The organism is Massilia terrae (assembly GCF_024753145.1).
Classification (GTDB): Bacteria; Pseudomonadota; Gammaproteobacteria; order Burkholderiales; family Burkholderiaceae_D; genus Telluria; species Telluria terrae.
On record NZ_JANUGU010000007.1, the window covers coordinates 241,248 to 266,465 of the forward strand.

Annotated in this window: 30 protein-coding genes; 15 read left to right on the forward strand and 15 right to left on the reverse strand. The window is 65.2% G+C overall.

Annotated features, from left to right (window positions below):
* Positions 1-128: 128 nt before the first annotated feature.
* Complete coding sequence (locus NX778_RS19315; RefSeq protein WP_258813412.1) at positions 129-902, reverse strand: Crp/Fnr family transcriptional regulator; 774 nt, start codon at positions 900-902, stop codon at positions 129-131.
* 199 nt (positions 903-1,101) lie between these two features.
* On the opposite strand from NX778_RS19315, the gene NX778_RS19320 reads away from it, so the two are divergent.
* The 6 genes from NX778_RS19320 (at position 1,102) to NX778_RS19345 (ending at position 4,319) form a co-directional block, all read left to right on the forward strand.
* A complete protein-coding gene (locus tag NX778_RS19320) occupies positions 1,102-1,860 on the forward strand; it encodes an outer membrane lipoprotein (protein WP_258813413.1) in 759 nt (252 codons plus the stop codon).
* A gap of 157 nt (positions 1,861-2,017) precedes the next feature.
* Complete coding sequence (locus tag NX778_RS19325; RefSeq protein WP_258813414.1) at positions 2,018-2,245, forward strand: hypothetical protein; 228 nt, start codon at positions 2,018-2,020, stop codon at positions 2,243-2,245.
* Between the two features lie 87 nt (positions 2,246-2,332).
* Positions 2,333-2,479 carry a lmo0937 family membrane protein gene (locus NX778_RS19330; RefSeq protein ID WP_258813415.1) on the forward strand — a complete coding sequence of 49 codons (147 nt, stop codon included), beginning with the start codon at positions 2,333-2,335 and terminating at the stop codon, positions 2,477-2,479.
* Positions 2,480-2,572: 93 nt separating this feature from the next.
* A complete protein-coding gene (locus tag NX778_RS19335; protein WP_258813416.1) occupies positions 2,573-3,148 on the forward strand; it encodes an NUDIX domain-containing protein in 576 nt (191 codons plus the stop codon).
* Positions 3,149-3,241: 93 nt separating this feature from the next.
* Positions 3,242-3,706, forward strand: a complete 465-nt coding sequence (locus NX778_RS19340) for a hypothetical protein (RefSeq protein WP_258813417.1) — start codon at positions 3,242-3,244, stop codon at positions 3,704-3,706.
* Positions 3,707-3,770: 64 nt separating this feature from the next.
* Positions 3,771-4,319, forward strand: coding sequence for a DUF3617 domain-containing protein (locus tag NX778_RS19345; protein WP_258813418.1), 549 nt, complete (start codon positions 3,771-3,773; stop codon positions 4,317-4,319).
* A 58-nt stretch (positions 4,320-4,377) separates the two neighbouring features.
* On the opposite strand, the gene NX778_RS19350 is transcribed toward NX778_RS19345, so the two are convergent.
* Positions 4,378-5,214 (reverse strand): branched-chain amino acid aminotransferase, encoded by an 837-nt coding sequence (locus tag NX778_RS19350; protein ID WP_258813419.1) that lies wholly within the window; start codon positions 5,212-5,214, stop codon positions 4,378-4,380.
* Between the two features lie 154 nt (positions 5,215-5,368).
* Here NX778_RS19350 and cls point away from each other — a divergent pair, with 154 nt between their 5' ends.
* Positions 5,369-6,757, forward strand: coding sequence for a cardiolipin synthase (gene cls, locus NX778_RS19355; RefSeq protein ID WP_258813420.1), 1,389 nt, complete (start codon positions 5,369-5,371; stop codon positions 6,755-6,757).
* Here the strand turns inward: cls and NX778_RS19360 are convergent.
* Complete coding sequence (locus NX778_RS19360; protein WP_258813421.1) at positions 6,754-7,182, reverse strand: hypothetical protein; 429 nt, start codon at positions 7,180-7,182, stop codon at positions 6,754-6,756. The genes cls and NX778_RS19360 overlap by 4 nt on opposite strands.
* Complete coding sequence (locus tag NX778_RS19365) at positions 7,179-7,643, reverse strand: ester cyclase (protein ID WP_258813422.1); 465 nt, start codon at positions 7,641-7,643, stop codon at positions 7,179-7,181. The genes NX778_RS19360 and NX778_RS19365 overlap by 4 nt, the downstream gene beginning before the upstream one ends.
* Positions 7,644-7,715: 72 nt before the next feature.
* Between NX778_RS19365 and NX778_RS19370 the strand changes: the two genes are divergently transcribed.
* Complete coding sequence (locus tag NX778_RS19370) at positions 7,716-8,363, forward strand: TetR/AcrR family transcriptional regulator (RefSeq protein WP_258813423.1); 648 nt, start codon at positions 7,716-7,718, stop codon at positions 8,361-8,363.
* Here NX778_RS19370 and NX778_RS19375 read toward each other — a convergent pair.
* Genes NX778_RS19375 through NX778_RS19385 form a run of 3 tightly spaced genes read right to left on the reverse strand, consistent with a single transcriptional unit; the run spans position 8,360 to position 10,762 of the window.
* Positions 8,360-9,196 (reverse strand): metallophosphoesterase family protein, encoded by an 837-nt coding sequence (locus NX778_RS19375; protein WP_258813424.1) that lies wholly within the window; start codon positions 9,194-9,196, stop codon positions 8,360-8,362. The genes NX778_RS19370 and NX778_RS19375 overlap by 4 nt on opposite strands.
* A 7-nt stretch (positions 9,197-9,203) precedes the next feature.
* Positions 9,204-10,094 carry a diacylglycerol/lipid kinase family protein gene (locus NX778_RS19380; protein WP_258813425.1) on the reverse strand — a complete coding sequence of 297 codons (891 nt, stop codon included), beginning with the start codon at positions 10,092-10,094 and terminating at the stop codon, positions 9,204-9,206.
* Positions 10,091-10,762 carry a phosphatase PAP2 family protein gene (locus tag NX778_RS19385; protein WP_258813426.1) on the reverse strand — a complete coding sequence of 224 codons (672 nt, stop codon included), beginning with the start codon at positions 10,760-10,762 and terminating at the stop codon, positions 10,091-10,093. The genes NX778_RS19380 and NX778_RS19385 overlap by 4 nt, the downstream gene beginning before the upstream one ends.
* A gap of 138 nt (positions 10,763-10,900) precedes the next feature.
* Here NX778_RS19385 and NX778_RS19390 point away from each other — a divergent pair, with 138 nt between their 5' ends.
* The 3 genes from NX778_RS19390 (at position 10,901) to NX778_RS19400 (ending at position 13,348) form a co-directional block, all read left to right on the forward strand.
* On the forward strand, positions 10,901-11,113 hold the full coding sequence (locus NX778_RS19390; RefSeq protein ID WP_258813427.1) for a hypothetical protein: 213 nt from the start codon (positions 10,901-10,903) through the stop codon (positions 11,111-11,113).
* A 91-nt stretch (positions 11,114-11,204) separates the two neighbouring features.
* On the forward strand, positions 11,205-12,215 hold the full coding sequence (locus NX778_RS19395) for a sulfate ABC transporter substrate-binding protein (protein ID WP_258813428.1): 1,011 nt from the start codon (positions 11,205-11,207) through the stop codon (positions 12,213-12,215).
* A 113-nt stretch (positions 12,216-12,328) separates the two neighbouring features.
* Entirely contained in the window at positions 12,329-13,348 is a 1,020-nt protein-coding gene (locus tag NX778_RS19400; RefSeq protein WP_258813429.1) for an SDR family oxidoreductase, read from the forward strand.
* On the opposite strand, the gene NX778_RS19405 is transcribed toward NX778_RS19400, so the two are convergent.
* Together NX778_RS19405 and NX778_RS19410 are read right to left on the reverse strand one after the other, a co-directional pair.
* Positions 13,307-13,744, reverse strand: coding sequence for a hypothetical protein (locus NX778_RS19405; protein WP_258813430.1), 438 nt, complete (start codon positions 13,742-13,744; stop codon positions 13,307-13,309). The genes NX778_RS19400 and NX778_RS19405 overlap by 42 nt on opposite strands.
* 74 nt (positions 13,745-13,818) lie before the next feature.
* On the reverse strand, positions 13,819-14,754 hold the full coding sequence (locus tag NX778_RS19410; protein WP_258813431.1) for a porin: 936 nt from the start codon (positions 14,752-14,754) through the stop codon (positions 13,819-13,821).
* A gap of 207 nt (positions 14,755-14,961) precedes the next feature.
* Here NX778_RS19410 and NX778_RS19415 point away from each other — a divergent pair, with 207 nt between their 5' ends.
* Positions 14,962-16,278, forward strand: a complete 1,317-nt coding sequence (locus tag NX778_RS19415) for an alpha-amylase family glycosyl hydrolase (RefSeq protein ID WP_258813432.1) — start codon at positions 14,962-14,964, stop codon at positions 16,276-16,278.
* A gap of 126 nt (positions 16,279-16,404) precedes the next feature.
* Here the strand turns inward: NX778_RS19415 and NX778_RS19420 are convergent, their stop codons facing one another.
* On the reverse strand, positions 16,405-17,139 hold the full coding sequence (locus tag NX778_RS19420) for a helix-turn-helix transcriptional regulator (protein ID WP_258813433.1): 735 nt from the start codon (positions 17,137-17,139) through the stop codon (positions 16,405-16,407).
* Positions 17,140-17,486: 347 nt separating this feature from the next.
* On the reverse strand, positions 17,487-17,918 hold the full coding sequence (locus tag NX778_RS19425) for an EamA family transporter (RefSeq protein WP_258813434.1): 432 nt from the start codon (positions 17,916-17,918) through the stop codon (positions 17,487-17,489).
* Between the two features lie 231 nt (positions 17,919-18,149).
* Here NX778_RS19425 and NX778_RS19430 point away from each other — a divergent pair, with 231 nt between their 5' ends.
* Positions 18,150-19,382 (forward strand): ATP-grasp domain-containing protein, encoded by a 1,233-nt coding sequence (locus NX778_RS19430; protein ID WP_258813435.1) that lies wholly within the window; start codon positions 18,150-18,152, stop codon positions 19,380-19,382.
* Entirely contained in the window at positions 19,379-20,491 is a 1,113-nt protein-coding gene (locus tag NX778_RS19435) for a phosphoserine transaminase (protein ID WP_258813436.1), read from the forward strand. Before NX778_RS19430 ends, NX778_RS19435 begins: the two co-directional genes overlap by 4 nt.
* Before the next feature lie 142 nt (positions 20,492-20,633).
* Here NX778_RS19435 and NX778_RS19440 read toward each other — a convergent pair whose 3' ends face one another.
* Positions 20,634-21,422, reverse strand: a complete 789-nt coding sequence (locus NX778_RS19440; RefSeq protein ID WP_258813437.1) for a prohibitin family protein — start codon at positions 21,420-21,422, stop codon at positions 20,634-20,636.
* Between the two features lie 309 nt (positions 21,423-21,731).
* Between NX778_RS19440 and NX778_RS19445 the strand changes: the two genes are divergently transcribed.
* Positions 21,732-23,186: a hypothetical protein gene (locus NX778_RS19445; RefSeq protein WP_258813438.1), complete on the forward strand. Its 1,455-nt coding sequence runs from the start codon at positions 21,732-21,734 to the stop codon at positions 23,184-23,186.
* A gap of 49 nt (positions 23,187-23,235) precedes the next feature.
* Here the strand turns inward: NX778_RS19445 and NX778_RS19450 are convergent, their stop codons facing one another.
* From NX778_RS19450 to NX778_RS19460, 3 genes are read right to left on the reverse strand one after another with little or no spacing between them, the layout of a single operon-like run.
* A complete protein-coding gene (locus tag NX778_RS19450) occupies positions 23,236-23,661 on the reverse strand; it encodes a DoxX family protein (RefSeq protein ID WP_258813439.1) in 426 nt (141 codons plus the stop codon).
* A gap of 38 nt (positions 23,662-23,699) precedes the next feature.
* Positions 23,700-24,389: an alpha/beta hydrolase gene (locus tag NX778_RS19455; RefSeq protein ID WP_258813440.1), complete on the reverse strand. Its 690-nt coding sequence runs from the start codon at positions 24,387-24,389 to the stop codon at positions 23,700-23,702.
* 14 nt (positions 24,390-24,403) lie between these two features.
* Positions 24,404-25,189, reverse strand: coding sequence for a DODA-type extradiol aromatic ring-opening family dioxygenase (locus NX778_RS19460; protein ID WP_258813441.1), 786 nt, complete (start codon positions 25,187-25,189; stop codon positions 24,404-24,406).
* Positions 25,190-25,218 lie beyond the last annotated feature (29 nt).

A 25,218-nucleotide genomic window follows, 5' to 3' on the forward strand; every position in this document is an offset into this window, starting at 1 on the left:
ACGGGGCTTTTTTTGCGTTCTTCGTTATCTTAAGCACGTCATTCCCGCGCAGGCGGGAATGACAGTCTCTCTGCTAGTGGAAAGATGGCACTTTTACGTTTTTTTACCGACCGCGCGTTGCGCTCCCGTCACACCAGCAAGCTCGGCGCCACCGGCACCTCCCCCGCTTCCTTGACGATCTCGTAGCAGGTGCAAGCCGCCGCCGCCAGCCGGTGCGGGTCGAGGATCTCGATATTCCCCCGGCTGTAATTGATCAGCCCCGCCTGCTGCAGCGCGCTGGCCGCCTTGGTCACGCCGACCCGCCGCACGCCCAGCGCATGCGCTAAAAATTCATGGGTGAGGTGGAACTTGTCCGACTGCAGCCGGTCGCGCGTGACCAGCAGCGAGCGCGCCAGCCGCGCCTCCAGCACGTGGAAACGGCTGCACACGGCGATCTGGATCGCCTGCGCCAGCAGGTTGTCGGTATAGCGCGCCAGCACCCGCTGCAGCGGCGGGCTGTGCGCGAAGGCCTCGCGCAAGGCCTCGCTGTCCATGCGGCTGGCCGTGCCCGCGCGTTGCACCACGGCGCGGGTCTGGGTGGTGTCGTGCCCCAGCGCCACGGTAGCGCCCAGCATGCCCTCGCGCCCCACCAGCCCCACCTCCAGCGTCATGCGGCCCTCGGCCACCGCCAGCAGCGAGATCAGGCTGTCGTGCGGGAAGTAGACGTGGCGGATCGGGTCACCCGGTTCGCACAGCACCTCGCCCACCTCGACCCGGACCGGGTCCATGAGCTCCAGGATGCGTGACAGTTCGGCGGCCGGCAAGGCGGCCAGCAGCAGGTTGGCATTGTGCTCTGCGATACGGCCGGTGCCGCCTGCGGACGCTGGGGTGGGCTTGCTCGGACGTTCGCGCTTGGACTGCATCTGTTGAGGCCTTTGATGAGACGCGGCAAAGCACAGCCGCTTACATTTGCAAACAATTTAGGCAATCCTACGGCCCGCTGAGACCGGGGTATGTACGGTGACGCACGGACGCCAAGTTCATGCCTCACGACAATGGCAGCATGTTCAGGCTCCGGCCTGCCCGCGCCCGCAAAGCGCCAACATCAAGAAAGGACATTGCATGGACACTCATCAGATTCCACCGGCGCGCCCCGCCAGCCACCATCCGCTGATGATCCTGGCCGCGATTGCCGTCGTCTTGTTCTGCGCGGTCGGCACCGCCGCCGTGCTTGGCTGGCTGCCCTCGTCCATCGGCGGCACCGCCAACCGTCAACTGAGCGACGCCGACCGCATGGCGCTGTCGGCCGGCATGCAGCAGCAAGGCTCGCCCGCCGCACCGGCCGAGCCAGCCCCGCTCCTGGCTGCGGCCGCCCCGGCTCCCGCGCCGCATCCGCTGGCCCAGCAGTACACCCCTGCCGCCGCGTACGCGCCTCCGCCGCCGGTACCGCAGGCAGCTCCTGCGCCGGCCCCGGCACCGGTCGTCTATGAGCAGCCGCGCCCGGCCGCCCCGGTCCAGGTGGCCGCCGCCGATCGCCCGGCGCAATGGTGCGGCAACTGCGGCAACATCGAATCGATCCGCACCATTACGTCGCGCGGCCGTGGCAGCGGCGTCGGCGCGGTCGGCGGCGCCGTGCTGGGCGGCATCCTCGGCCACCAGGTCGGCAGCGGCCGGGGCCAGAGCCTCGCCACCGCCGCCGGTGCGGTCGGCGGCGCCGTGATCGGCAACCAGGTCGAAGGCAATATGCATCAGGCGCGCAGCTATGAAATCCGGGTCCGCCTGGACGACGGCACCCTGCGCACCTTCCACCAGAACAGCCCGCCGGCCTGGCATACGGGCGAGCGGGTCCGCATCGTCAAGGGCCACCTGCGCCGCTACTGAGCACCCTGCCTCCCCTGGCAACCGGGACCGGCCCTCGCGGCGGTCCCGGTTTTCTTTTTGACAATGTGCGCTAGCGCACGGAAGCGAATATTGCCGAGGCCCACAATCGATTCACGCTAAGCCCATGAGCTGCACCTCACCAATGAAGGAGTGCTGCATGAACACCATGACGTGGATCGGCATCATCGTTTGGGGCATGATCATCACCGGCTTCGGCCTGGCGGCGGCCGGCACGCCCACCGGCATCCAGCCCGAGCTGCAGGCGCACGACGTGGTGTTCCTGGTCACCGGAGGCCTGCTGACCATCCTCATCGGCATCGCCGGGGTGCTCGGCGTCATGGGCTGGATCCCCGGCCTGCGTAATGATCAGAAATCGCTCGCCTAACGTACGTCAGCGAACGGAGCGCCCGCTCCAAGGTCTTCATACTTGCACCCAAGCCGCCCAAGCGGCCTCATCCAAGGAGGACCTATCATGCTCTATACCATTGCCGTCATACTGATCATCCTGTGGCTGCTCGGTGTGGTGACCTCGTACACCGTCGGGGGCTTCATCCACATCCTGCTGGTCGTCGCCATCATCATGATCCTGGTGCGCCTGATCAGCGGACGCGGCATATAACGCATCACTTCGCCGGACCCGGTCCGTTTCGCGATTGCGCCTGCGCAGGCGTGACGGCGAAACGGATCGCTTTTTCACGCCTCCACGCTCCCCATGCAAGACGACCCGATCCGCATCATCGGGCAAGATGTATTGTCCGACCAGTACTGCCCGCTCAAGCAGGTCACCTACGACCAGCGCTGCAGCGACGGCAGCTGGCAGCGCCAGACGCGCGAGGTCTATGAATCGGCCAGCGGCGCCGCGGTCCTGCTGTACGACCGCGACCGCCGCACGGTGCAGCTGACCCGCCAGTTCCGCATCGGCTCGCGCCTGGCCGGCCACGACGGCTTCCTGGTCGAGGCCGCCGCCGGCATGCTCGACGGTGAAGATCCCGAGCAGCGCATCCGCGACGAAATCTTCGAGGAAACGGGCTACCGGGTCGAGCGCGTCGACAAGGTGCTGGAACTGTTCGCCAGCCCCGCCTCGCTGACCGAGCGCGTGCATTACTTCGTGGCCGCCTTCACGCCGGCGATGCGCGAAGCGAAGGGTGGCGGCAAACGCGACGAGGGCGAGGACATCGAGCTGGTCGAGCTGTCCTACGAAGACGCCTTCGCGCGCGTCGCCAGCGGCGAGATCGCCGACGCCAAAACTGTCATACTCTTACAGTACCTGCAGTTGCACTTGGTCTGATGTGCGGCGGCGGCGCGCAATCCTAAGCAGGATCAAGGACGGATCCTGTTCGGTGAGCAATAGTATTCCCTCGTCCTCCGGAATCAAGCCGCCATGCAAAGCACATCCGACACCAGCGCACTCGTCCACGACACCAGCCACGGCCTGGCCTTGTGGAATCCGAGCGTGGCAGCCTGCTGGAGCGTGGTGTTCACGCCCGCTTTCGGCGCCTGGCTGCTGATGCGCAACTGGGAAGCGCTGGGCGAACCGCGCCAGGCCGCGATCGCGCGCAAATGGTTCGTGTTCAGTGTCGGCCTGCTGGTGGTGCGGCTGATCTCCGGCGCGCTCAATGCGCGCCTGAACAGCCAGTCCAACCTGCTGCTGTGGTTCAGCTGGGCCTATCTGCTGGCCTGGTGGATCGCTGCCGCCGCCCCGCAGGCGCGGCTGGTGCGGGCGCGCTTCGGCGCCGACTTTCCGCGCCAGGGCTGGGACTACGCGCTGCTGCTGGCGGTGGCGGGCGGCATCGCCTACCAGCTGCTGTCGGCGCTGCTGGGCTGGCTGCTGCGCGCGCTGACCTGAAACGCGTTGGCGTGGCGGCGCCAAACCGCCGACAATAGCGCGAGTTCCAACAGCGGAGACCGCTATGCCCCCTCGCCACCCCCTCCTCCTTGCCGCGTGCGCCGCGGCGCTGGCCCTGCCGGCCGCGGCCCAGACCATCAAGCCCGGCCTGTGGGAAGTCACCAACAACCTCGGCGACCCGAGCGGCCAGGTGCAAGGGGCCATGGCCGAGCTGCAGCGGCAGATGGCCCGGATGCCGCCCGACCAGCGCAAGATGATGGAACAGATGATGGCGCAGAACGGCGTGCAGATGAGCCCGGACACGGGCGGGCTGGTGGCCCGGATCTGCGTGACGCCCGATATGGTCAGGAATGGCGAACTGCCCGTGAGCCAGGACGGCAACTGCAGCCAGAGCCATTCGCCGGTGAGCGGCGGCAAGATGAACTTCACCTTCAACTGCCCCGGCACGCGGACCAGCGGCAGCGGCGAAGTGACCTTCCGCAGCGATACCAGCTACACGCTGAAGGCCCAGGTACTCCGCGGCGGCAATCCGACCCCGGTCACGGTCGATTCCGACGCCCGCTGGCTGGGTGCCGATTGCGGGGTCGTGCGGCCGGTGGCGCTGCCGAAGTAGCCCCCAACCGTTCGTTCCCGCGCAGGCGGGAACGACGAATTGAAGCTGACGAAAAGTTTCAGCAGCCCTCGACAAACGCCAGATACAGCTCCCGCGCCTGCCTCGCCACCGGCCCCGCCTCCAGCGTGCGCCCTTCATACCGCACGCACGGCGTGACCTTGCCGTAATTGCCGGTGCTGAAGATCTCGCGCGCCGTCCCCAGCTCCGCCGGCTTCACGCTGCGCTGCTCGACTTCAATCCCCACCTTGCCCAGCAACGCGATCACCCGCGCCCGCGTGATGCCGGCGAGGAAAGTCCCATTGTCCACCGGCGTCACCACCTTGCCCTCTTCGGTAACGAGGAACAGGTTGGACGACGCAAACTCCGCCACATTGCCCTGCGCATCGAGCATGATCGCCTGGTCGAAGCCGCGCTCCTTCGCCTCGCGCATCGCCTTGGTCGAGTTGGCATACAGCGCGGAGGCCTTGGCGTCGGTCGGCGCCATGTCCGGCTCCGGACGGCGCAAGGTCGACAGGCAGGCCGAGAAGCCGGTGAAGGCCGGCAGCGGCGCATCGAACAGGGTCAGCGCAAAGCCCGTCTTCTCCGGCTCCGGAATCAGGAAGCCAGCCGAGGCGAACACCAGCGGCCGCACATACAGCTCGGCGTCCGCCGGGAACTTGGCCACGCCTTCGCGCACCAGCGCTTCCATCTCGTCCACCGACAGCGGGCAGCGCAGGCCCAGCTTGTCGGCCGAGCGTACCACGCGCTCCAGGTGCGGGCGCAGGTCGGGCAGCTTGCCGCGCATCGCGCGCGCGCCGTCGAATACCGACGAGCCCAGCCACACACTGTGATCCATCGCCCCGTACAGCGGGACGTTCCCTTCGTGCCATTCGCCGTTGAAATAAGTCAGGTACATGCTTCCCCCTAGTTTCTCGATCCAAAAGTGTACCGCAGATGAAGGGAACTTTCCGCGCAGCCATCACGTAGTGTTCGCTCCCGAACAAAGTGCCCAGGCTGCCGCGCGTACACTATGCTTTCCGGTTGAGAGGCCGGGACACGAAAGGAAGCACATGAACAGGAAATTTCCCGCCGGCTGGCTGTTCTGGCTGCTCTTCAGCATCGTTATCGTTGCCTGCAAGACCTTGCCCGACGCCAGAGCGCTGCCGGAACAGGCGCTGGGCGCGACCCCGACCATCGCCACCGGCAAGGGCGTGCTGCCGCCGCAGAAAGCCGCCCAACTGGCCGCGCGCCGCTGGGCCAATGCCGGGGGCGACCTCAAGCAGATCGCGGTGCTGGAGGAACAAGCCACCGGCGTGCCCCTGATCGCCGGCAACAAGGTCACCCTGCTGTTCGACGGCCCCGCCACCATGCGCGACATGATGGCCGCCGTGCGCGCCGCCACCACCACCATCAACCTGGAAACCTATATTTTCGACCGCGACAAGATCGGGCTCGAATTCGCCGACCTGCTGATCGAGAAGCGCCGCCAGGGCGTGATCGTCAACGTCATGTACGACGCCGTCGGCACCCTCGGCACGCCGCAGGAATTTTTCGACCACATGAAGGACGCCGGCATCAACCTGATTGCCTTCAATCCCGTCAATCCGGCCGCGCGCCCCGGCAAGTGGGAGCTGAACAACCGCGACCACCGCAAGGTGCTGGTGGTGGACGGCAAGGTCGGCTTCACGGGCGGCATCAACATCAGCAGCACCTACGCCAACAGCTCCTTCTTCCGCTCGCGTTCGAAACCGGAACCGGGCGATGAGCACAAGGTCGGCTGGCGCGACACCCACATCAAGATCGAAGGCCCGGCCGTCGCCACCTTGCAATGGGCCTTTATCAACAACTGGGTCAGGCAGGCTGCCGGCGAGCTGCCGCGCGCCAACTACTTCCCGCCGCTGGCGGCCGCCGGCGACAAGATCGTGCGCGTGCTCGCCACCGAACCGGACCGCGAATCCTCGATCTACAAATCGCTGCTGGTGGCGCTGGGCGAAGCGAAGCAATCGATCCACATCACCAGCGCCTATTTCGTTCCGGACCAGCAGGTGATCGACGCGCTCACCGCGGCCGCGCGGCGCGGCGTCGACGTGCGCCTGATCTTGCCCGGCGTGTCCGACCACAGCCTGGTGTTCCACGCCGGCCAGTCCTTCTACGACGAGTTGCTGGAAAACAGCGTGCACATCTTCCAGCTCCAGGTCGCGACCCTGCATGCAAAGACCGCGGTGATCGACAGCGCCTGGTCGACCATCGGTTCGGCCAACATCGACCGCCGCAGCTTCATCCACAACTACGAGCTGAACGTGGTGGTGATCGACCCGGCCTTTGGCCAGGACATGGAGAGCGCCTTCAATGAAGACCTGAAGGACTCGAAGGAAGTGACGCTGCAGCAGTGGCGCAAGCGCCCCCTGGCCGACCGCTTCAAGGAATGGCTGGGGCGCATGGCGGAATACTGGATCTAGCGCGACGCAGCCGGCCCCCGTTCGCCCGCGCCGCCGGCCACCGCTTTCGTCCCCAGGCGGGTCAGCACCAGCCACGCGAACAGCAGCGCGCCGATCCCGATCACGATCGAAGCCACGCCGACCACCGGCTCGGCCGCCGCGTGGCCCTTGATCCGCAGCGCCAGCGCGCCCAGCATCGCCGGCACGCCGAGATTGTGCAGCCAGAACTGCGCGGTCGCCACCGGGCCTTCGACGGTGCGCGGATCGAGCATGCCGATCAGCCCGAACAGCGCCATCGAGACCCAGCCCAGCAGGTTCAGGTGCGCATGCACGGGGGTGAGCGCGTGGTCGCCCGTGGCTCCCATGACGATGCCCATCGCCACCGCGACGACGAAATAGATGGCCGCCAGGCGAAACCAGGCGCGGCTGCGAGCATTGTCGGTCATTGCGTGGCTCCTTCCTGCCCGGCAGCCGCCACCGTCGGCGTGGCGCCCAATTGCTGCATGATCGATGCCAGGTCGATCCACACGTTCTCGCGGCGGATCAGCCCGTCCGGCGCCATGTCGAACACGTGCAGCAGGCGAAAGCTCAGGCTCTTGCCCTGCCCCGGAATCCCGAACGGCGTGCCCGGCGCGGTGCCTTCCCACAGGCTCTCGTCGACCACGAAGTCCGGTCCGTAGTAGCGCCGCAGCGAAGTCACCTTTTCGCCGGACAGGTCGGCGAACAGTGCGTCGTAGAAGCCGCGCGCCTGCTGCCGCCCGTGCAGCGGGCCGGTGGGCGAGCCCACCACGTCATGCTCGACGTCCGCCACCATCGTGCTCAGCACGCCTTCGACGTCGTCCTCCGCCTCGAAGCGGAAATGGCGGTCGATCATGTGGTCGAACTGCTCCTTGGTCATCTTTTCCATGGTGCTCCTCTTTCAGGATGAAGTATAATGAGACTCAAATCTATTCGTGAGACAGTGTCTCATTATGACCCCATGAACGTAAAGACGTCAAGCAGAAACGCCGGATCCGCATCAAGCGGCGCAGGCCGCGCCAATCAACGCCGCCGGACCCGGCGCGCGCTCATCGAGGCCGCGCTGGCGCTGTGCGAGGGCGGGCGCAAGCCCAGCTTCCCGGAAGTGGCCGAGCGCGCCATGGTTTCGCGCGCCACGGCCTATCGCTATTACGCCTCGGTGGAGGACCTGATCAGCGATGCGATGTTCGAACGCGCGGTGCCGCCGCTGGAAAGCTTCTGCGATGTCGCAAAGGACGATCCGGCCGACATGGCAGCCCGCGCGGCGCGCAATATGAACAAGCTCCTGATGGACGACGAGGTCGGCCTGCACGCGGTCGAACGCTCCTTCATGTCGGCCTGGCTGGACAATCCGCAGCAATCGCGTCCGCCCCGTCCCGCGCGCCGGATGCAGTACATCGGTCCGATTGTCGCGTCATTGGAAGGCCAGCTGGCGCCGGCCGCGCGACAGCGGCTCGCCCACGCCTTGGCGATGCTGATGGGAACGGAGGCGGCCTTGTCGCTGCGCGATGTCGCGGGCGCCAGCGTCGACGAGGCACTGGCCGCCTGCGGCTGGGCGGCGCAAGCGCTGGTGCAGCAGGCGCTGGCCGACGCCGGCGAGAAAAACTAGATCCCGGCCGCGTACATGCCGTCGATGTGTTCGGTCCAGACGTTCCCGCTGCGCATGAACTTGTCCGTGCTCATCAGCTGGAAGCGCTGGCCGAGCACGTCCCAGCCGTAGCGGTCGACCTCGACCACCGATGAGTGCACCCGCAGCACATTGAAGGAATTCACCTCGCCGCGCCCGCGTGTCGATGTGGCCGTGCCCGCCTGCACCACCAGCGCGGCGAAGTCGGCCAGCGGATAACGTTCCGCCGTGCTGCCGGAATGGCTGGCATGCAGGTGGCCGGCCAGCAGCACGTCCACGCCGGTCTCGGCGAAGGCTTTCATGGCCAGCACCGCGCGCCCGACCACCTCCTCTTCCTTTGCCGGCTCCGGCAGGTCGAAGGGATGGTGGGTGACCACGATCCGCGTCACACCGGGGCCCAGTCCGGCCAGGCGCGCGCGGATCTGGGCGACCTGCTCTTCATTCACACGGCCGTCCTTGAAGGTCAGCGAGCGCGCCGTGTTCACTCCGAGCACCGCGATCTCGTCGTCGATGTAGGCTGGCGCCAGGTCCTCGGTGATGTAGCGCTTGTAGCGTTCGAGCGGCTGCACGAAGCGGCGGAACACGTTGTACAGCGAAATATCATGGTTGCCAGGCACGATGACCTGCGGGCCGGGCAAGCTGTCGAGCCAGGCGCGCGCGGCCTCGAATTGCTCGCTCTTGGCGCGCTGGGTCAGGTCGCCGGATACGACCACCACATCGGGCGCGATCTGCTGCACCAGCGCGCGCAAAGGGTCGAGGATGGCCTCGTCCACGCGGCCAAAGTGCAGGTCGGACAGATGAACTAATGTACGCATAAGCTCCTCATTGCGGGACCACCACCGTCAATGCGCCCGGCAGCACGCGGTAGCGCAGCGGGCTCTCCATCAGCATGACTTCGCCATCGGTCGCGACGCGGATGCGCCGGTGCGAGGTCGCGACTTCCATCTCGGAGGCAAGCAGGACGTCGAAGTCGCGCTCCTGCGCCAGCCTGCCCGCCAGCGCGCGCAGGGCAAAGCGCAGCAGGCCGAAGCGGCTCGGATGCTGTGCAACATACAGGCTCAGGACGCCGGCGTCGAGGCGCGCACGCTCGCCGATTGACAATCCCTGCATCCGGTATTGGTTGTTGCCGATGAAGACGAAAGGCGTACGGCGCGCCAGCCGCTGCCCGTCCACGTTCATCCGCACCGACAGGAAGGGATAGCGGCGCAGCGCCGCCACACTGGCCCAGGCCGCCGCCAGCCACTTGCCGCGCCCGAGCCGGCGCCGCTGGCGGTCGCGGTCGTGCACCATGTCCGGGTACAGGCCGAGGCTGGAATTGTTGAGGAATACTTTGCCGTTGACCACGCCGACATCCACCTGCTTGTGCCGTCCGGTGGCGATCGCGTGCACGGCCTGGTCGAGGTCGAGCGGCATGCCAATGTCCTTGGCGAAATGGTTGAGCGTACCGAGCGGCAGCACGCCGAACAGCTTGCCGGTGCCGACCAGCACGGACGCGACCGCGTTCATGGTGCCGTCCCCGCCGCCGCCCACGATGATCTCGTGATCGCCCTCCAGCGCGACGCGCGCGGCCTGCAGGATCTCGCCGCCGGTGGACGCGAGGGTCACGCTGGCGTCCACCCCGACACGGCCGAAACTGTCGCGCACGGCGCCGGCCCTGGCCTTGTCGTGGCCGCTGCCCGCGCCGCCGTTGACGATGACCGCGGCCCGTCTCATGCGCCCTCGCCTTCCTCGATGCGCCACCGGCGCCACGCCGCCAGCGCGGTCATGCAGATCGCCAGCCACATGCAGCCCTCCGCCACGGCCGCCAGCACGTCCGACAGATAGTGCACGCCCAGGTACATGCGCGACAAGGCGACCAGCGCCACCGCCGCGAGCGCCGCGATTGCCGCGATTGCCGCCAGCACGGCATGCTGCCGCGAACGCGCGTGCGCGGCGATGAAGCACACCACGAAGCCGTACAGCACGGTGGCGCTGGCCGTGTGACCGCTCGGGAAGCTGTAGGTTTCCAGCGTCAGCAGCGGCGCGTCCCAATGCGGCCGCGCGCGCTGGAACACATGCTTGAACGCGACGTTGAGCAGCATGCCGCCAGGCACTGTCGCGATCAATGCGAGCAACCAGTCCGGCATCCGCCGCCGGTACAACCAGCCCGAGCCCACCGCGCTCATCGACAGGATGCCCCAGCTGCTGTGGATCCAGGTGATGGCCAGCATCGCCAGCGTGACGCCGTGCGTGGCATGGGCGTGGAACCACTGGGCGAGCTGGACGTCGAGCTGCGTGATTGGCGCACCGCTGTGCACCGCGTTTGCGATCAATCCAAAGATCGTGGCGGCGGCCAGCGCCGCGAGGACGCCGGGTAGCAGATGTGTCGTCCGGGCTCCCATGGACCTCATCTTGCGCTGTTTGACGAAAAAACGACAACTTTTCGCATCGACTGGCTTTTTATACAGTACCTGTAGATTTATACAGTAGTTGTGCTATTCTGTAGTCACTCAACCAACAACGCTAACAAGGATTTCGTCATGACCACTCTGAACAGCTCCTTCGGTATGCAATACGCCCCCACCCCGTTCATGCTTCGCCTCGGCAAGCGTGAGGTCTTGGTCACGCGTGACTTCCGCAAGCGCTTCTATCCGGTCAACCCGATTATCGAATGCGACACCGGCGTCGAGCCGGGCCATGTCGAAATCCTGCTGTTCGCGCGCTGGCTGCTCATTCTGTCCAAGGCACAATAAGCAATAAGCGCATAAAGATATCGGAAATCATTCGTGTTCTTTCGGCGGGCGGAGCTCTACTCTGCAGCTTCCCGCTTAACGAAAGAGCACAATGCAGATCCGTCATATCAAATCCTGGCTGGCCGCGCTCGCGCTGCTGGCCAACGCGTCGGCCTTCGCGGCTGACGTCACCCTGCTCAACGTCTCGTACGACCCGACACGCGAGCTGTACCAGGACATCGACGCCGCCTTCGCCCGCCAGTGGAAGGCCAAGACCGGCGACACCGTCACCATTCGCCAGTCGCATGGCGGCTCCGGCAAACAGGCCCGCTCGGTCATCGACGGCCTGGGCGCGGACGTGGTCACGCTCGCCTTAGCGTACGACATCGATGCTATCAGCGAACGCGGCCTTATCGCGCACGGCTGGCAGCAGCGCCTGTCCTATCACAGCTCGCCTTACACCTCGACCATCGTCTTCCTCGTCCGCAAGGGCAACCCCAAGGGCATCCGCGACTGGAACGACCTCGTCAAGCCGGGCGTGTCCGTCATCACGCCAAATCCCAAGACCTCCGGCGGCGCACGCTGGAACCACCTTGCGGCCTGGGGCTACGCCCTGCGCCAGCCGGGCGGCAACGAAACCACCGCGCGCGATTTCCTCACCCGCCTCTACCGCAACGTGCCGGTGCTCGACTCCGGCGCCCGCGGCGCCACCACCACCTTCGTCGAGCGCGGCATCGGCGACGTGCTGATTGCCTGGGAAAACGAAGCCCTGCTGGCCAAGCGCGAACTGGGCGGCGACAAATTCGACATCGTCGCACCGTCGGTCAGCATCCTGGCCGAGCCGCCGGTGGCCGTGGTGGACAAGAACGCCGACAAGCACGGCACCCGCCGCGTGGCCGAAGCCTATCTCGCCTTCCTCTACACGGACGAAGGCCAGCAGCTGATCGCCAAGCACTATTACCGCCCTGCCGTGCCGCAGTACGCGAAGAAATTCGCATCGCAATTCCCTGCGATCAAGCTGTTCAACATCGAGGAAGTTGCCGGCGGCTGGGCGCAGGCGCAGAAAGTCCACTTTGCCGACGGCGGCCTGTTCGACCAGATCTACCAGCCCGGCCAGAAATGACTTGAAATACCGGCGGCGGCCACGATCATGATTGTTCATGAATGGCCGGCGCCGCGCGGGAACGCTTTGCGCCGCTGCCGGTCCTTCTTGTGAACCATACCAAGGAGGCAGTCATGGCAGTGAATCTTCGCAAGATCAACGAACAGGTCATGGTCATCACCGGCGCCACCAGCGGCATCGGTCTCACGACCGCCCGCATGGCCGCCGACCAGGGCGCGCGCCTGGTCCTCGCCGCCCGCAGCGCCGACGCGCTCGACCAGCTGGCCAGCGAGCTGCGCCGCAAAGGCACACAGGTCGCCACCGTTGCAGCCGACGTCGGCAAGCAGGAAGACGTCGAGCGCATCGGCCAGGCCGCGATGGAACGTTTCGGCCGCATCGACACCTGGGTCAACAATGCCGGCATCTCCATCTTCGGACGGCTCGAAGATGTGCCGATCGAAGACCAGCAGCGCCTGATGCAGACCAATTTCTGGGGCGTCGTCTATGGCTCGCTGGAAGCGGTCAAGCGCATGAAGACGCGCGGCGGCGGCGCCATCATCAATCTCGGCAGTGAAGTGTCGGACCGCTCGATTCCGCTACAAGGCGTCTATGCCGCGTCCAAGCACGCGGTCAAGGCCTACACCGACGCGCTGCGCATGGAACTGGAAGAAGAAAGCGCACCCATTTCGGTGACGCTGGTGCGCCCGTCGGCGATCGACACCATGTTCGCGGTGCACGCCAAGAACTACATGGAAAAAGAACCCGCGCTGCCCGCGCCCATCTACGCGCCGGAACTGGTGGCCGAAGCCATCCTGTACACGGCCCAGCATCCGAAGCGCGACATCTACGTCGGCGGGCATGCCAAGGTGGCGGCGATAGGTGAATTCACGATGCCGCGCTCGCTCGACCGCTTCATGCGCGCGTCCTTGTTCCGGCAGCAGCAAGCGGAACAGCCGAGCGCGCCGGGTCGGCGCGACGCACTGTACGCGCCCGACCAATCCAGCGAAATGCGCCAGCGCCAGGGCATGGGCACGGTCAACGAGCGCTCCGCCTACACCGCCGTCGCGCTGCGCTCCAAACCGCTGGCGGCGGCGCTGCTCGGCGGCGGCGCGCTATTTGCGGCGTGGGGCCTGTCCCGGCGGCTGACTAGATAGAAACTCGGTGTCCTCGTCGCTCAGCGGAGTGTCGGGGATCGTCTCCACGTGGTCGGTCGAAATATCGGCGCCATCCCTGACGATGGTGTCGCGGCCGGCCGTGGCGCGCTCGCCGGTGCCGCCATAATCGCTGTCGCCGTCGAAGTTGGCGTCGCCCACGTCCGGGCCCGCCGTGCCGCCGGCGCGGCTGGCTTCCATGTCGTCGGTGGTGCCTTCGTCGAGATGGATCAGCTGGTCATCGTCGAGATTCTCGGCGAAGCCGGAACCGCCCACCACGTCGCTGCCGGTGTCGGAAATATCGCTGGGACCGAGCGCATCCACGCCTTTGCCGCGGCCGAGGCTGCGGTCCGGGCGTTCAGGGAAATTATCGGGGTCGAGGGTGCTGCTGCCAGTCATGATCTGGTCTCCTGTGAGGGTTATGCCATGACCACAGGCTACCGAAATTCCAATTGATGCGGCGCAGCGCAGGCTCAGAACGAATGGCGCAGGCCGAAGCTCAAGGCCGAGCTGGTGCGGCCGCGCGCATCGAAGCTGGTGCGCGGCACGCCGGCGATCGACAGGTTTTGCGTGTACGAATACGCCGCGTAAAAATCGGTGCGGCGATTGAGCGTGTACGATGCGCCGAACGCGAGCTCGTTGGCATCGCGGTTGGCCAGGTCGCGGTCGTTGCGGTGCACGAAGGAAGCCAGCCAGGTCATGTGGCCGTGTGGCACCGCAATGCCGGCCATGGCGTCGCGGCTATCGGTGGACGGGGTGGCGGCCATCGATGCGCTGTAGGGATTGTCCGGATTAAACAAGGGTGTGGTGCCCCAGCCGCTGTTGGCGCTGTAGGCCGCGTACGCCGTCCCCCACTTGAAGCGGACGTTGGCGGCGATCAGCGAATTCTTCGCCTCCATATTGTTGCCTGCCAGGTCGTACAGCCTGACCTTGGCCACGTGCTTGTTCTGGTGCGCCGCGCGCAGCGTGATCGGCCCGAAGGAATAGCCCAGCGACATGCCCCACGCGCGGTTGGATGGATCGCGCGTATCGTCGCGCGAGTAGGAGGCGCCGCCGGAAAAACCGTTCACGGGCGGCCGGTAATACTGAACGAGATTACTGTCGCGCCGGTTGCCGTTGGCGATGACGCTGGCCGCGTGCCCGGCCGCGCTGCCGCCGTAGGGATCACCGACATCGCCCAGTGCGAGATATTCGAGGCTGTACTCGCGGCCGGTGGGATACAGCGCCGCGTCGTTGCCCAGCGAGCCGAACCACCATCCGCTGACACTGCTCAATGGCACAGGTGGCTGCGCCGGACGCGTGGGCGCCGGCTGCTCGCGCGTGTACACGGACGTGCCCTCCTGGCTTTGCGCACAGGCCAGTGCTGCACATCCTCCCAAGGCAGCGAACGCAAGAATGGACTTGTTCATGGCGATTTCCTCTTTACGCCAATTTATCCTCTTCCGCAGCGAATGCATCTGTCCAAAATCCCACACACTATGGCTCAAATGTGCTCGATTTTTTGTCGGTATTCTCTGACGACTTCCTTTCTCCCTCAGCATACTCGCCTAATTTCCATCTCGCACGTACAATAGAACAAAAATGTAGTTAAACTACTTACGAGAGGAGCAATACCGATGAGACACCCCGCCCGCACCCTGTGCGCCATGGCCCTGGCCGCCTGCACCTCCATCGCTACGCTCGCCGCGCACGCCCAGGCAAGCACGCCGGCGACCGGCATGCAGCATGTCGCCTGGTCCAAGAACGCCAATATCTACGAGGTAAACATCCGCCAGTTCTCGGCCGAAGGCAGCTTCAACGCCTTCGCCGCGCAGCTGCCGAGGCTGAGGAAAATGGGCGTCGACATCCTGTGGATCATGCCCATCAATCCGATCGGCGAAAAGAACCGCAAGGGTCCGCTGGGCAGCTACTACGCGGTGCAAAACTACACGACCATCAACCCCGAGTTCGGTACACTCGACGATTTCAAGTCGCTGGTGAAGAAGGCGCACACGCTCGGCATGCACGTCATCATCGACTGGGTGCCCAACCACACGGCCTTCGACAACCCTTGGGTCACCGAGCATCCGGACTGGTACCTGAAGAACGACAAGGGTGAGATCTACCCGGTCACGATGGGCAAGGAAGCGTGGACCGACGTGACCGGCCTGGACTACTCGAACAAGGAACTGTGGAAGGGCATGACCGACGCGATGGCCTTCTGGCTGCGCGAGGCCGACATCGACGGCTTCCGCTGCGATGTCGCGAACAATGTGCCGACGCCGTTCTGGAATTACGCACGCGCCGAACTCGACCGCATCAAGCCTGTCTTCATGCTGGCCGAGGGCGACAAGCCCGACCAGCACGAGCATGCATTCGACATGACCTACGGCTGGGACACCTGGGAGCTGTTCGTCAAGATCGCGAAGGGCGAAGCGGACGCAGGCGCGCTCAAGCAGTTCCTCGCCGATCCGCCCAAGCGCTTCCCGCGCGACGCCTACCGCATGCGCTTCACCAGCAACCACGACAAGAATTCGTGGGACGGCAGCGACAAGGAACTCTACGGGCCGGCGTTCAAGGCGATGTCGGTGCTGGCGATGACGCTGCCGGGCGTGCCGTTGATTTACGATGGCCAGGAGTCGGGACTGGACAAGCGGCTCGAATTCTTCCAGAAGGATCCGATCGTGTGGAAGAACTACCAGTACGCGCCGTTCTATGCGCATCTGCTCAAGCTAAAGCACGAGCATCCGGCGCTGTGGAACGGGCAGTTTGGTGCAGATGCAGAGGTGATCGAGACTGGGAACGACAAGGTGTTCGCGTTCCGGCGCAAGAAGGACAGCGATGTGGTGACGGTGGTGGTGAACCTGTCGAACGCGAAGCAGGTCTTCACGCTGCCGGGCCGGAAGCGCCAGCAGCTGGCCGCATGGGATTATCGGATCGACGCGCGCAAGTAAATCTGCCTGCCGCGTGACCGCACGCTCAGCATGGGTCCCGGTCTCCGCCGGGACGACGTGCTTTAGGTTAGCCGTCGTTCCCGCGCAGGCCGGGCCCCATGCTGAGCGTGCTGTAACGCGACCCGTTCACCTCCTGCGCAGCTTCGTAAACCGCGCCGGCTCCCACTCCCTCATCGCCAACAGCAATCCGGCCCCGCGCCGCTTCGGCAACGGCGACGCCAAACTCTCCTCGTGCAGCTGCGCGAACCGCGCCTTCACCTGCCGCAGCTCCGCCCGCATCCTCTCGATCGCCGCCTCGGTCAGCATCCCGTGCGTAAAATCCAGCGACTCCGCGCCCTGTTCGAACCTGCTCGCCAAAAAATCATCCATGCCATCGCGCCGGAAGTACTGCCGTATCGGCCCGCCCGCGATCCAGTCGAAATCGCGCGCCACCGCCAGCCTGATGCGGTTGCCCGGCATGAGCGCAATCAGCCGCAGGCGATCCAGCCGGGCGAGCCGCTGGATGCACTCCGCCTCGCTGACCTGATACACCGTGACGATGTCCTGCATGGACCAGTGATTCAGCGCACACACCGCCACCAGCAGCAGCTTGGGATCGGACACCAGCTCCTGCTCCTGCGCCTCGGTCAGCACGCGCAGCTGCTCCTCCGCGCGCGCTGCTTCCTGCGCGAGTTCGGCCACGGTGAAGCCGAGCAGGTTGCAGGCCTGGACCAGCCGGTCGAGCGCAAACGATTCGGACGCAAACAGGCGCTTCACGCTCGCTTCGGACAAATCGAGCGCCTCCGCCACATCGCGATAGGTCTTGCCCTGCAGTTTGAGCTGCCGCTTGAGCGTATTGAGTAGTTGGGTGACTTCGGACATCGTGTCTGGTATCAAAGGTCGATACCACAACAGTAAAGAATCGCGACTTTCCGCGCAAGCCGCCAATGTGAAGACCAGCCGATGCATGCTGGCGGCTCACCGCCACATGGGAAGCGCTCCCGCTGCTTCTCATCCCGGCATGGCACTGGCTCCACCGCGCGCCGCGTAAAGACAAGCTGGCGCTCGCCGCCGCCCTGCTGCTTTACGTGCTCGCAAAACTGGCCGAACTGGCGGACCTCCAGCTCCTCGCCGTGCTGCACATCGTCAGCGGCCACACCCTCAAGCACCTGCTTGCAAGCGGCGCCGCCGCCATCATCGTTGCGCGGCTGGTCCGGCGCACCGTCGCACTAGAACATGATGATGACGACCGAGCCGGCCACGATCAGCGCTCCGCCGAGCGCCACCTGCCAGGTCAGCTGCTCGCCTGCGAACGCGATGCCCAGCAGGATTGCCATCGCGACCGACAGCTTGTCGATCGGAGCCACCTTGCTGACCGGACCTAGCTGCAAGGCGCGGTAATAACAGAGCCACGACAGCCCGGTCGCGATCCCCGACAGGACCAGGAACACCCAGCTGTACGGCGAGATGTTGTCCGGCTTCTGCCACTCCGAGCGCATCGACAGGATCCCCGCCGTGACCAAGAGGATCACGATGGTGCGGATGAAGGTCGCCATATTCGAATTGATACCGGCCACGCCAAGTTTGCCGAACAAGGCGGTCAGCGCCGCGAAAAAAGCCGATCCAAGCGCGAACACGACCCAGCTGGGATAAGAATTCATGGGGACTCCAAAGGTCAGCAGTGATAATTCCTGCCATTTTCGCATTGAAGCGCGGCCTGCACCCGGCGCCCTCAAATTGCCGAGGTCGGGGCGGATACCCGGTCTTATCCACGTTAAGACCCGGCGACCCCGAACCTATAATCGCGGTTCCACTACAGTCCCGTCACGCGTCCAGTGACTGCTTTTTAAGTTTTCATGTTAATTACCGCTACTCCGCAGGAATCGGAAGCAATGCTGCAGATGCCCGCCCGCGTCGCCGAACGCGCGCAGGCGGAATTCATCGGCCTGGCGCCGATCCTGCGCATGAGTATTAATGGCGGAGACCTGCGCGGTCTGGCGCAACTGCTGCTCGACGCCGCCGGCCGCGACGAAAATAACGCCTGCCTGTGGATGAACCTCGCCACCGCGATGTTCGCGCTCGAACTGGAGCAGCCCGGCAGCGCCGTTCAGCAGCAGGCCCTGTCGATGCAGCGCACCTACACGCGCGCCTCGAGCCGGGCGACCAATTTTCGCCTGCTGATGCTGATGGCACCGGGGAACCTGGCCGAGAACACACCGATCGACTGCCTGCTCGAAGATTCGCCGGTCGAACTGACCTGCCACTTCGTCTCCCCCGACGAACTGTTTCCGACGCCGCTGCCGGAACACGACGCGCTGCTGGTCGCGTTCTCGGACAGCGCCGCCAACTCGCCGCTGCTGGAACGCCTCTCTCCTATCCTCGACCAATGGCCGCGGCCCGTGATCAACCGTCCCGCCTTCATCGCCAACACGGAGCGCAGCCGCGCAAGCCAGCTGCTGCAGGGCGTGCCTGGACTGCTGATGCCGCCCACTTACCCACTGCCGCGCGCCGCCGTCGAAAGCGCGGCGCTGGCGCAGGGCGACAGCTGCGGCCCGGCCGCCTTCCCGATCATCATTCGTCCGCTCGGATCGCAAGCGGGCCACGAACTCGAACGGATCGCCGACGCGCAGGCACTGGCCGGCTATATGGAACGAGTCCACGCGCCCGCGCTGTACGTGTCGCCCTTCGTCGACTACAGCGGCGACGACGGCCGGTTCAGGAAGATCCGCGTCGCGCTGCTCGATGGCGTTCCTTACGTGAGCCACATGGCGGTGTCGTCCAACTGGATGGTGCACTACCTGAACGCCGGCATGTACGAAGACGCCGCCAAACGCCGCGAAGAAGAAGCCTTCATGGACCGCTTCGACGCGTTCGCCCAGCGCCATGCGGTGGCCCTGCGCGCGATCCACGAACGCTGCGGCCTGGATTACCTGTGCATCGACTGCGCCGAAACGCGAGACGGCCAGTTGCTCATCTTCGAGATCGACCACGTGATGGTGGTGCACTCGATGGACTCGCTGGCGCTGTTCCCGTTCAAGCACGTGCACATGGCAAAGCTGCATCACGGATTCGAAGACTACCTGTACCGGCTGCGCGCGGCCGCGACTGAAAGCGAACAAACATGAAAATGCTCACCCCGAACCAGCTCAACAGCCTGAACTTCTCCGGCGGCCCCGGCGCCCTGCCCGAGACGGTGCTCGACCAGGTGCGCGAGGCCATCGTGTCGGTGCCGGACGTCGGCCTGTCGATCCTCGGCATCAGCCACCGGTCCGACTGGTTCGCTTCCGTGGTCGCGGAACTGGAGACCAATATCCGCGTGCTGCTCGGCCTGGACAAGGGTTACCGCGTGCTGTTCCTCCAAGGCGGCGCGACCCAGCAGTTCTCGATGGTGCCGATGAATCTCCTGCGCGGCAGCCCGGTCGCGGCGCAATACCTGCACACCGGTTACTGGAGCGGCAAGGCGCTGCCGGAAGCGCGGCGCGAAGGTCCGGTGCAAGTGGCGTGGAGCGGCGAAGCGAGCGGCTTCTCGCACCTGCCCACCGACGCCGAACTCGCGCTCGACGCCGACGCGCCCTACCTGCACTACATCTCCAACGAGACCGTCGAGGGCCTGCAGTTCCACCGCGTGGTGGGCCGCGACGACGTGCCGCGCATCTGCGACATGTCGTCCGACTTCCTCTCGCGCCCCGGTGAATTCGACCGTTTCTCGCTGATCTACGCGCACGCCCAGAAAAACATCGGCCCGGCCGGCGTAACCGTCGTCGTGCTGCGCGACGAGCTGCTGCAAAAGATGCGCGGCGACGTTCCCACCTTCCTCGATTACCGCGCGCAGGCCGACGCCAACTCGGTGCTGAACACGCCGCCGGTGTTTGCGATCTACGTGATCTTGCTCGTCACGCGCTGGCTGCGTGACGAAGCCGGCGGCCTGCCGGGCATCGCGGCGAAGAACGCGAAAAAGGCCGAGGTGCTGTACAAGGCGCTCGACGCGAGCCGCGGCTTCTATCGCGGTCGCGCCGCCGCAGCGGACCGCTCGCTGATGAACGTTGTGTTCACGCTGCCCGGAAGCGATGTGGAACAGCGCTTCCTCGACGAAGCCGCCGATGCCGGGTTCTCGGGCCTGAACGGCCACCGCAGCGTGGGCGGCATCCGCGCCTCGATCTACAATGGCCTTGAGCTGTCGGCCGCCGAAATGTTCGCCAACTTCATGGACGATTTCGCGCGGCGCAATCGCTAACCGCCGGCACTGCCCCCAAACGAAAAACCGTCGTCCCGGCGGAGGCCGGGACCCATAGACCGTTCGCTACTTCGAATAGTCAGCATGGGTCCCGGCCTTCGCCGGGACGACGGACTTTGGGTTGGCGGTATGAACGAGTGTGTTACTTCACATTGACGAACGGGATCGACCCACCCGACACATTGGGCAGCTTCCCATCCCACTTCTCGATCGCCATCCTCTGGTTCTCCATTTCGCGCAGGCGAATCAGTTCAGGCGTCACCTGCTGACGCTGCACCGCCAGCGATTCCGCCTCGGCCCTCGCCTGCGCCACGCGCTGCTTGGCCTCCACCTCGATCCGCTGCAGGTCGCGTTCCGCCTTCAGCTTCAACTGTTCCGCTGTGGTCTTCGCTTCGATCGCATCGTTGAACGACCTGGAGAAGTTGAAGTTCACGATCGAGAATTCATCCACGACAACGCCATGGCGTGCCAGACGCTCGCGTAACTGGGTGATGATCTGGTCGCGCACATCGGTGCGCTTGGCGATCAGCTCCTCGGCGGTGAAGCGCGCGGTGACTGCCTTCACGGCCTCCTGCACGGCCGGGATGATGATGCGCTCACCCGGCTCATTGCCCAGGTCCCGGAACACCGATACCGCGCTCTCGGGCTTGATGTGATAGTTGAGCGCGACGCGGGTGTGCACCGTTTGCAGGTCGCGCGACGCGGCATCGCCCTCGCCTTCGCCCTTCTGGATCGAGACATTGACCAGGTTGAGCCTCTGCGCCAGCGGCACGCGGAAATGGATCCCCTCGCTCAGCACTTCATTGCTCGGGCTGCCGAAGGTCGTGATCACGCCGCGGTGCCCCGCCGGCACCGTCCCGAATGGCGCCAGCGCGAATAACAGAACCAGGACGGCAAGCACGGCGACGATCTTGACCGGTATCCCTCTCATTTCGATCCCCTTTTCTAGTGATGTCCCAGCAGGCAATGATGCTTGTTGATGACAAGTCAATTGTATAGATGAGAACTAGAAAGAAATATCAGAAATTTTGGATAGCTGAGTGCGGAAAACTCGAAGACAGGTTCCCATCAACGAACCAGTCGTTTATGTGCGCTCAATCCTTAGGCAGAGTTCCCGGCTTTGCCCCCCGGCGCGTCTGACTCAGCACAAACGTAGGCGCATCCTTTTTTAGAAAATGGGACGGCTTCATTCAGGCCGACGCATTGGCCGTCCGTTCCAGCATTTTCTAAGGAGCACAACATGAAACCGGGACTGCAAAGCGACGCACGGAAACCCGCCGCTGCGATAGCGCTGACGACACTTCTCTACATGGGTGTCACGGCCCAGGCGCAGGCGGAGCAGCCGCCACCGCCCTGCCATCCGAATCCAAATGCGGCCGCCGACGTGGCGACGGTGCACAATCGCGGCGACGTCAAGTTCCTGCCCGATGCGCTGCAGGACCGGCTGGAACGCATGGCCAGCCGTCCGCACACCTACCTGCCGCTGCAGGTCTACGCGGAAGCCGACAAGCCCAGCATGCTGTTCCAGTACTACCTGCTGGACACCAACGGCTTCGAACCCAATCCCTTCACGACGCGCTTCAAGGGCATTAACGACAAGGCGATGCTCACCGCCACCGGCGGCAATTGCGGGCTGCCCACGATCGCGGCGATCCGCCTCGCGCTGGAACCGAAGCCAGGCCTGCCGACGGATCCGAACGACATCCGCGCCTTCATCGACGTGTTCTCCGACCTGTCGAACCTCTTCGTCATCAACAACGAAAGCGGCTGGTATGAAGGTTGGATGATCCACGACGTGGAAGTGCCAAAGCTTGCCGCGCCGCGCAGCGACGGCCACGCGCAGTTCGGCGCCATCACCAAGGCCGACGCCGACGCGCTGTACGCCATGGGCTCGCATAACAACGTGCCCGGCCATCTGTTCACGATGGATGGCAAGGCGCCGCGCTTCCCGAGTCCGCACGACCGCTTCCCGGACAAGCAGACCAACGTTCTGCCGATCCAGCTGTCGATGGGCGCGATGAACTGCCTGCAGCAGGCCGATTGCCACGGCTACTGGGAGTTCAACTACCAGACCAACTGGATATTCCCGCTGTACGAGCTTCCGTTCACCGGCGGCATTCCGGGAACCTTCGAGGCGGGCAAGATCGGCAGCCTCTCGTCGCTCATTCCGGGTTCCGGTCCGTCCGGCGTCAGCAACAGCCCGATCGACTATGGCGACGATCCGAACAACGCGGCCCCGCTTGGCGGCGCCGGACCGCGCGACCCGGACCGCTTCGACGCCGACGTCGACAGCCAGCGCGAGTATCGCCAGCGCTTCATCCCGAGCGGGCTCGCGAACGAGGTCTTCCTCGACACCTATCTGCGCCTGGCGTCGTTCGAACCCGGCGTGCCGTTCCCGAAACGCCTGTTCGATGCCTATGCCGCTGAAGTCAAGCGGGTCGACAAGAATGGCGACGGTGTGATTTCGGCTGCGGAGGGCGACCCGGATGCATCCAGCGACGGTTTCGCGGACAACACCCGCTTGTTCCTGCCCGCGACCTCGTTCCGCCGCTTCGCCGTCACGCGTGAGATCAACGACGGCTATCTCGCACCGCGTTTCGCTCCCAGCCAGCGGGCCTGGGTTCTATCGGGCAATGCGGTAACCGTCAGTCCGGCGGTGGCGGCATCGCAGGGACGCGACGGCGACGACCGCTGACAGGAGAAATACCTGGCGCACGGCCAGCCGCGTGGCTGGCCGTGACGCATCAGTTGAAACGGCCCGCGATTCCGCCCAGGCTGAAGCGGCCGGCACCGATCAGGGCCAGCACGGCGCCGGCGGCCAGGTACATCGCTTGCAATTCAAGCGCCCAGCCGCCGGTCTGGTTGAGCGTGAAGAACTGGGTGGTGTGCACCAGCAGGATCGCGACGATCATATTGATGACGACGACCGCACCGGCAAGCCGCGTATAAACACCGAGGAGGATGAACAGCGGAGCCACAACTTCGCCGATATACACGAGATAGCCCAGCGCGGCGGGCAGGCCGGCTTGCGCGAGCATGCCGGTGATGAAACCGACGCCGCCAACGAGCTTGGACACGCCGTGGAACAACAGCAAGGCGGACAGCACAACCCGGAGAACCAGTTTCCCGGCGTCGTCGTTGGTGTTCACAGTGATTTGGTTGGTGTTCATGTTTTTTCCTTGAGTTTAGGTAGGTCGATGTCCCGGTCTTAAGCGCCGAGCTGCTTGTAAAGCCACTGCGTGAAATCGTCGATCATTGCGTGGTCGAGTCCATGCCCGGCCGGATATTCATGGTATTCCAGCGGCACGCCGAGGCTGGACAGCACGTCCCGCGATTGACGCCCGTATTGGATGCCGAGCACCTGGTCATCCGTTCCATGGCTCACGAAAGCCTGCACCTTGCCCAGCGCATCGGCCTCCGCCACCTTGGGCAGGACCTCGCGCAGGATGCGTCCGCTGAGGATGCCGAAGCCGGCTACCGAGGCGGGCCCGGTCAGCGCGACACTGGCGCTCATGATCCCGCCTTGGCTGAAGCCCGCGATCCAGATGCGCTTCGGGTCCACGCCCTGGGTTTCCGGAAGCTGCCCGATGAATTCGGCCAGCTTGACGCGCGCCAGTTCGGCCTGCTCGGCATTGATCACCGGGCCGGCGCTGGTGAAGCCCACCTGGAACCAGCCGAACTGCATTGGTCCGAAGGCCAGCGGGCCACGCACCAGGATCACGGCCAGCCGCGGATCCAGGCGCTGTGCCAGGTCGATGAAGCCGGCCTCGTTGGCGCCGACCCCGTGCAATAGCAGCAGGCACGGCGCCGGTTGGCTCGGCACTCCGCGCGGCCGGCGGATCCGGTACGAAAGGCCGGAGACCGGCTCCCGCAATACCTCGTTCAGCTCGTCAGTCATGCCCTTCTCCTCGTTCAATTGAATGCATACACGTCCATCGCCAGCACGCCATGCTCGACACTTGCGTGCAGGCGTTCGGCCTTCGGACTTTTCCCTGCCGCCCCCATCGCTACGAACAACGGCATCAGGTGTTCGTCGGTGGGATGGTTTTTCTCGGCAAACGGTGCAGCCCTGCGGTAATCGAGCAAGGCCTCGCGGTCGCCGCTTTCCAGCCGGGCGTTCATCCATCCCGCAAACTCGCTGACCCAGTTCGGAGCGGGCGCGTCGAGGTCCTGTCCGCGAAACTCGTAGAGGTTATGCGTCAGCGAGCCCGAGCCCACGATCAGCACGCCCTCCTCGCGCAAGGCCGACAGTGCCTGGCCGAGCCGCTCGTGTTCTGCCGCCGTCGCGCCGTGCAGGACCGACAGCTGGGCCACCGGGACCTGCGCATCCGGGTACATGATGCTGAGCGGCACCCAGGCGCCGTGATCGAGCCCGCGGTCCATGCTGCGGCCGACCTTGAAGCCAGCCTGCTCCAGCAAGCCAGCCGCGCGGGCGGCCATCTCCGGTGCGCCCGGCGCCGGATACGTAATCTCGAACAGGGCGCGCGGAAAGCCGCCAAAGTCATGGATGGTGCGCGGCTGCGGCGCCAGCGACACCGCCGGACCGCCCACGGTTCCCCAATGCGCCGAAACCGCAAGAATCGCCTTCGGGCGCGGCAATTGCGCGCCGAACCCTTGCAGGAAGCGGCGTGCCGGGCTGTCGTTCAACGCCAGCATCGGCGAGCCATGCGATACGAAAAGGGTCGGTAGAGCAAGCATTGGGTCCTCCTGTCTTGTTAGCCCAGGTA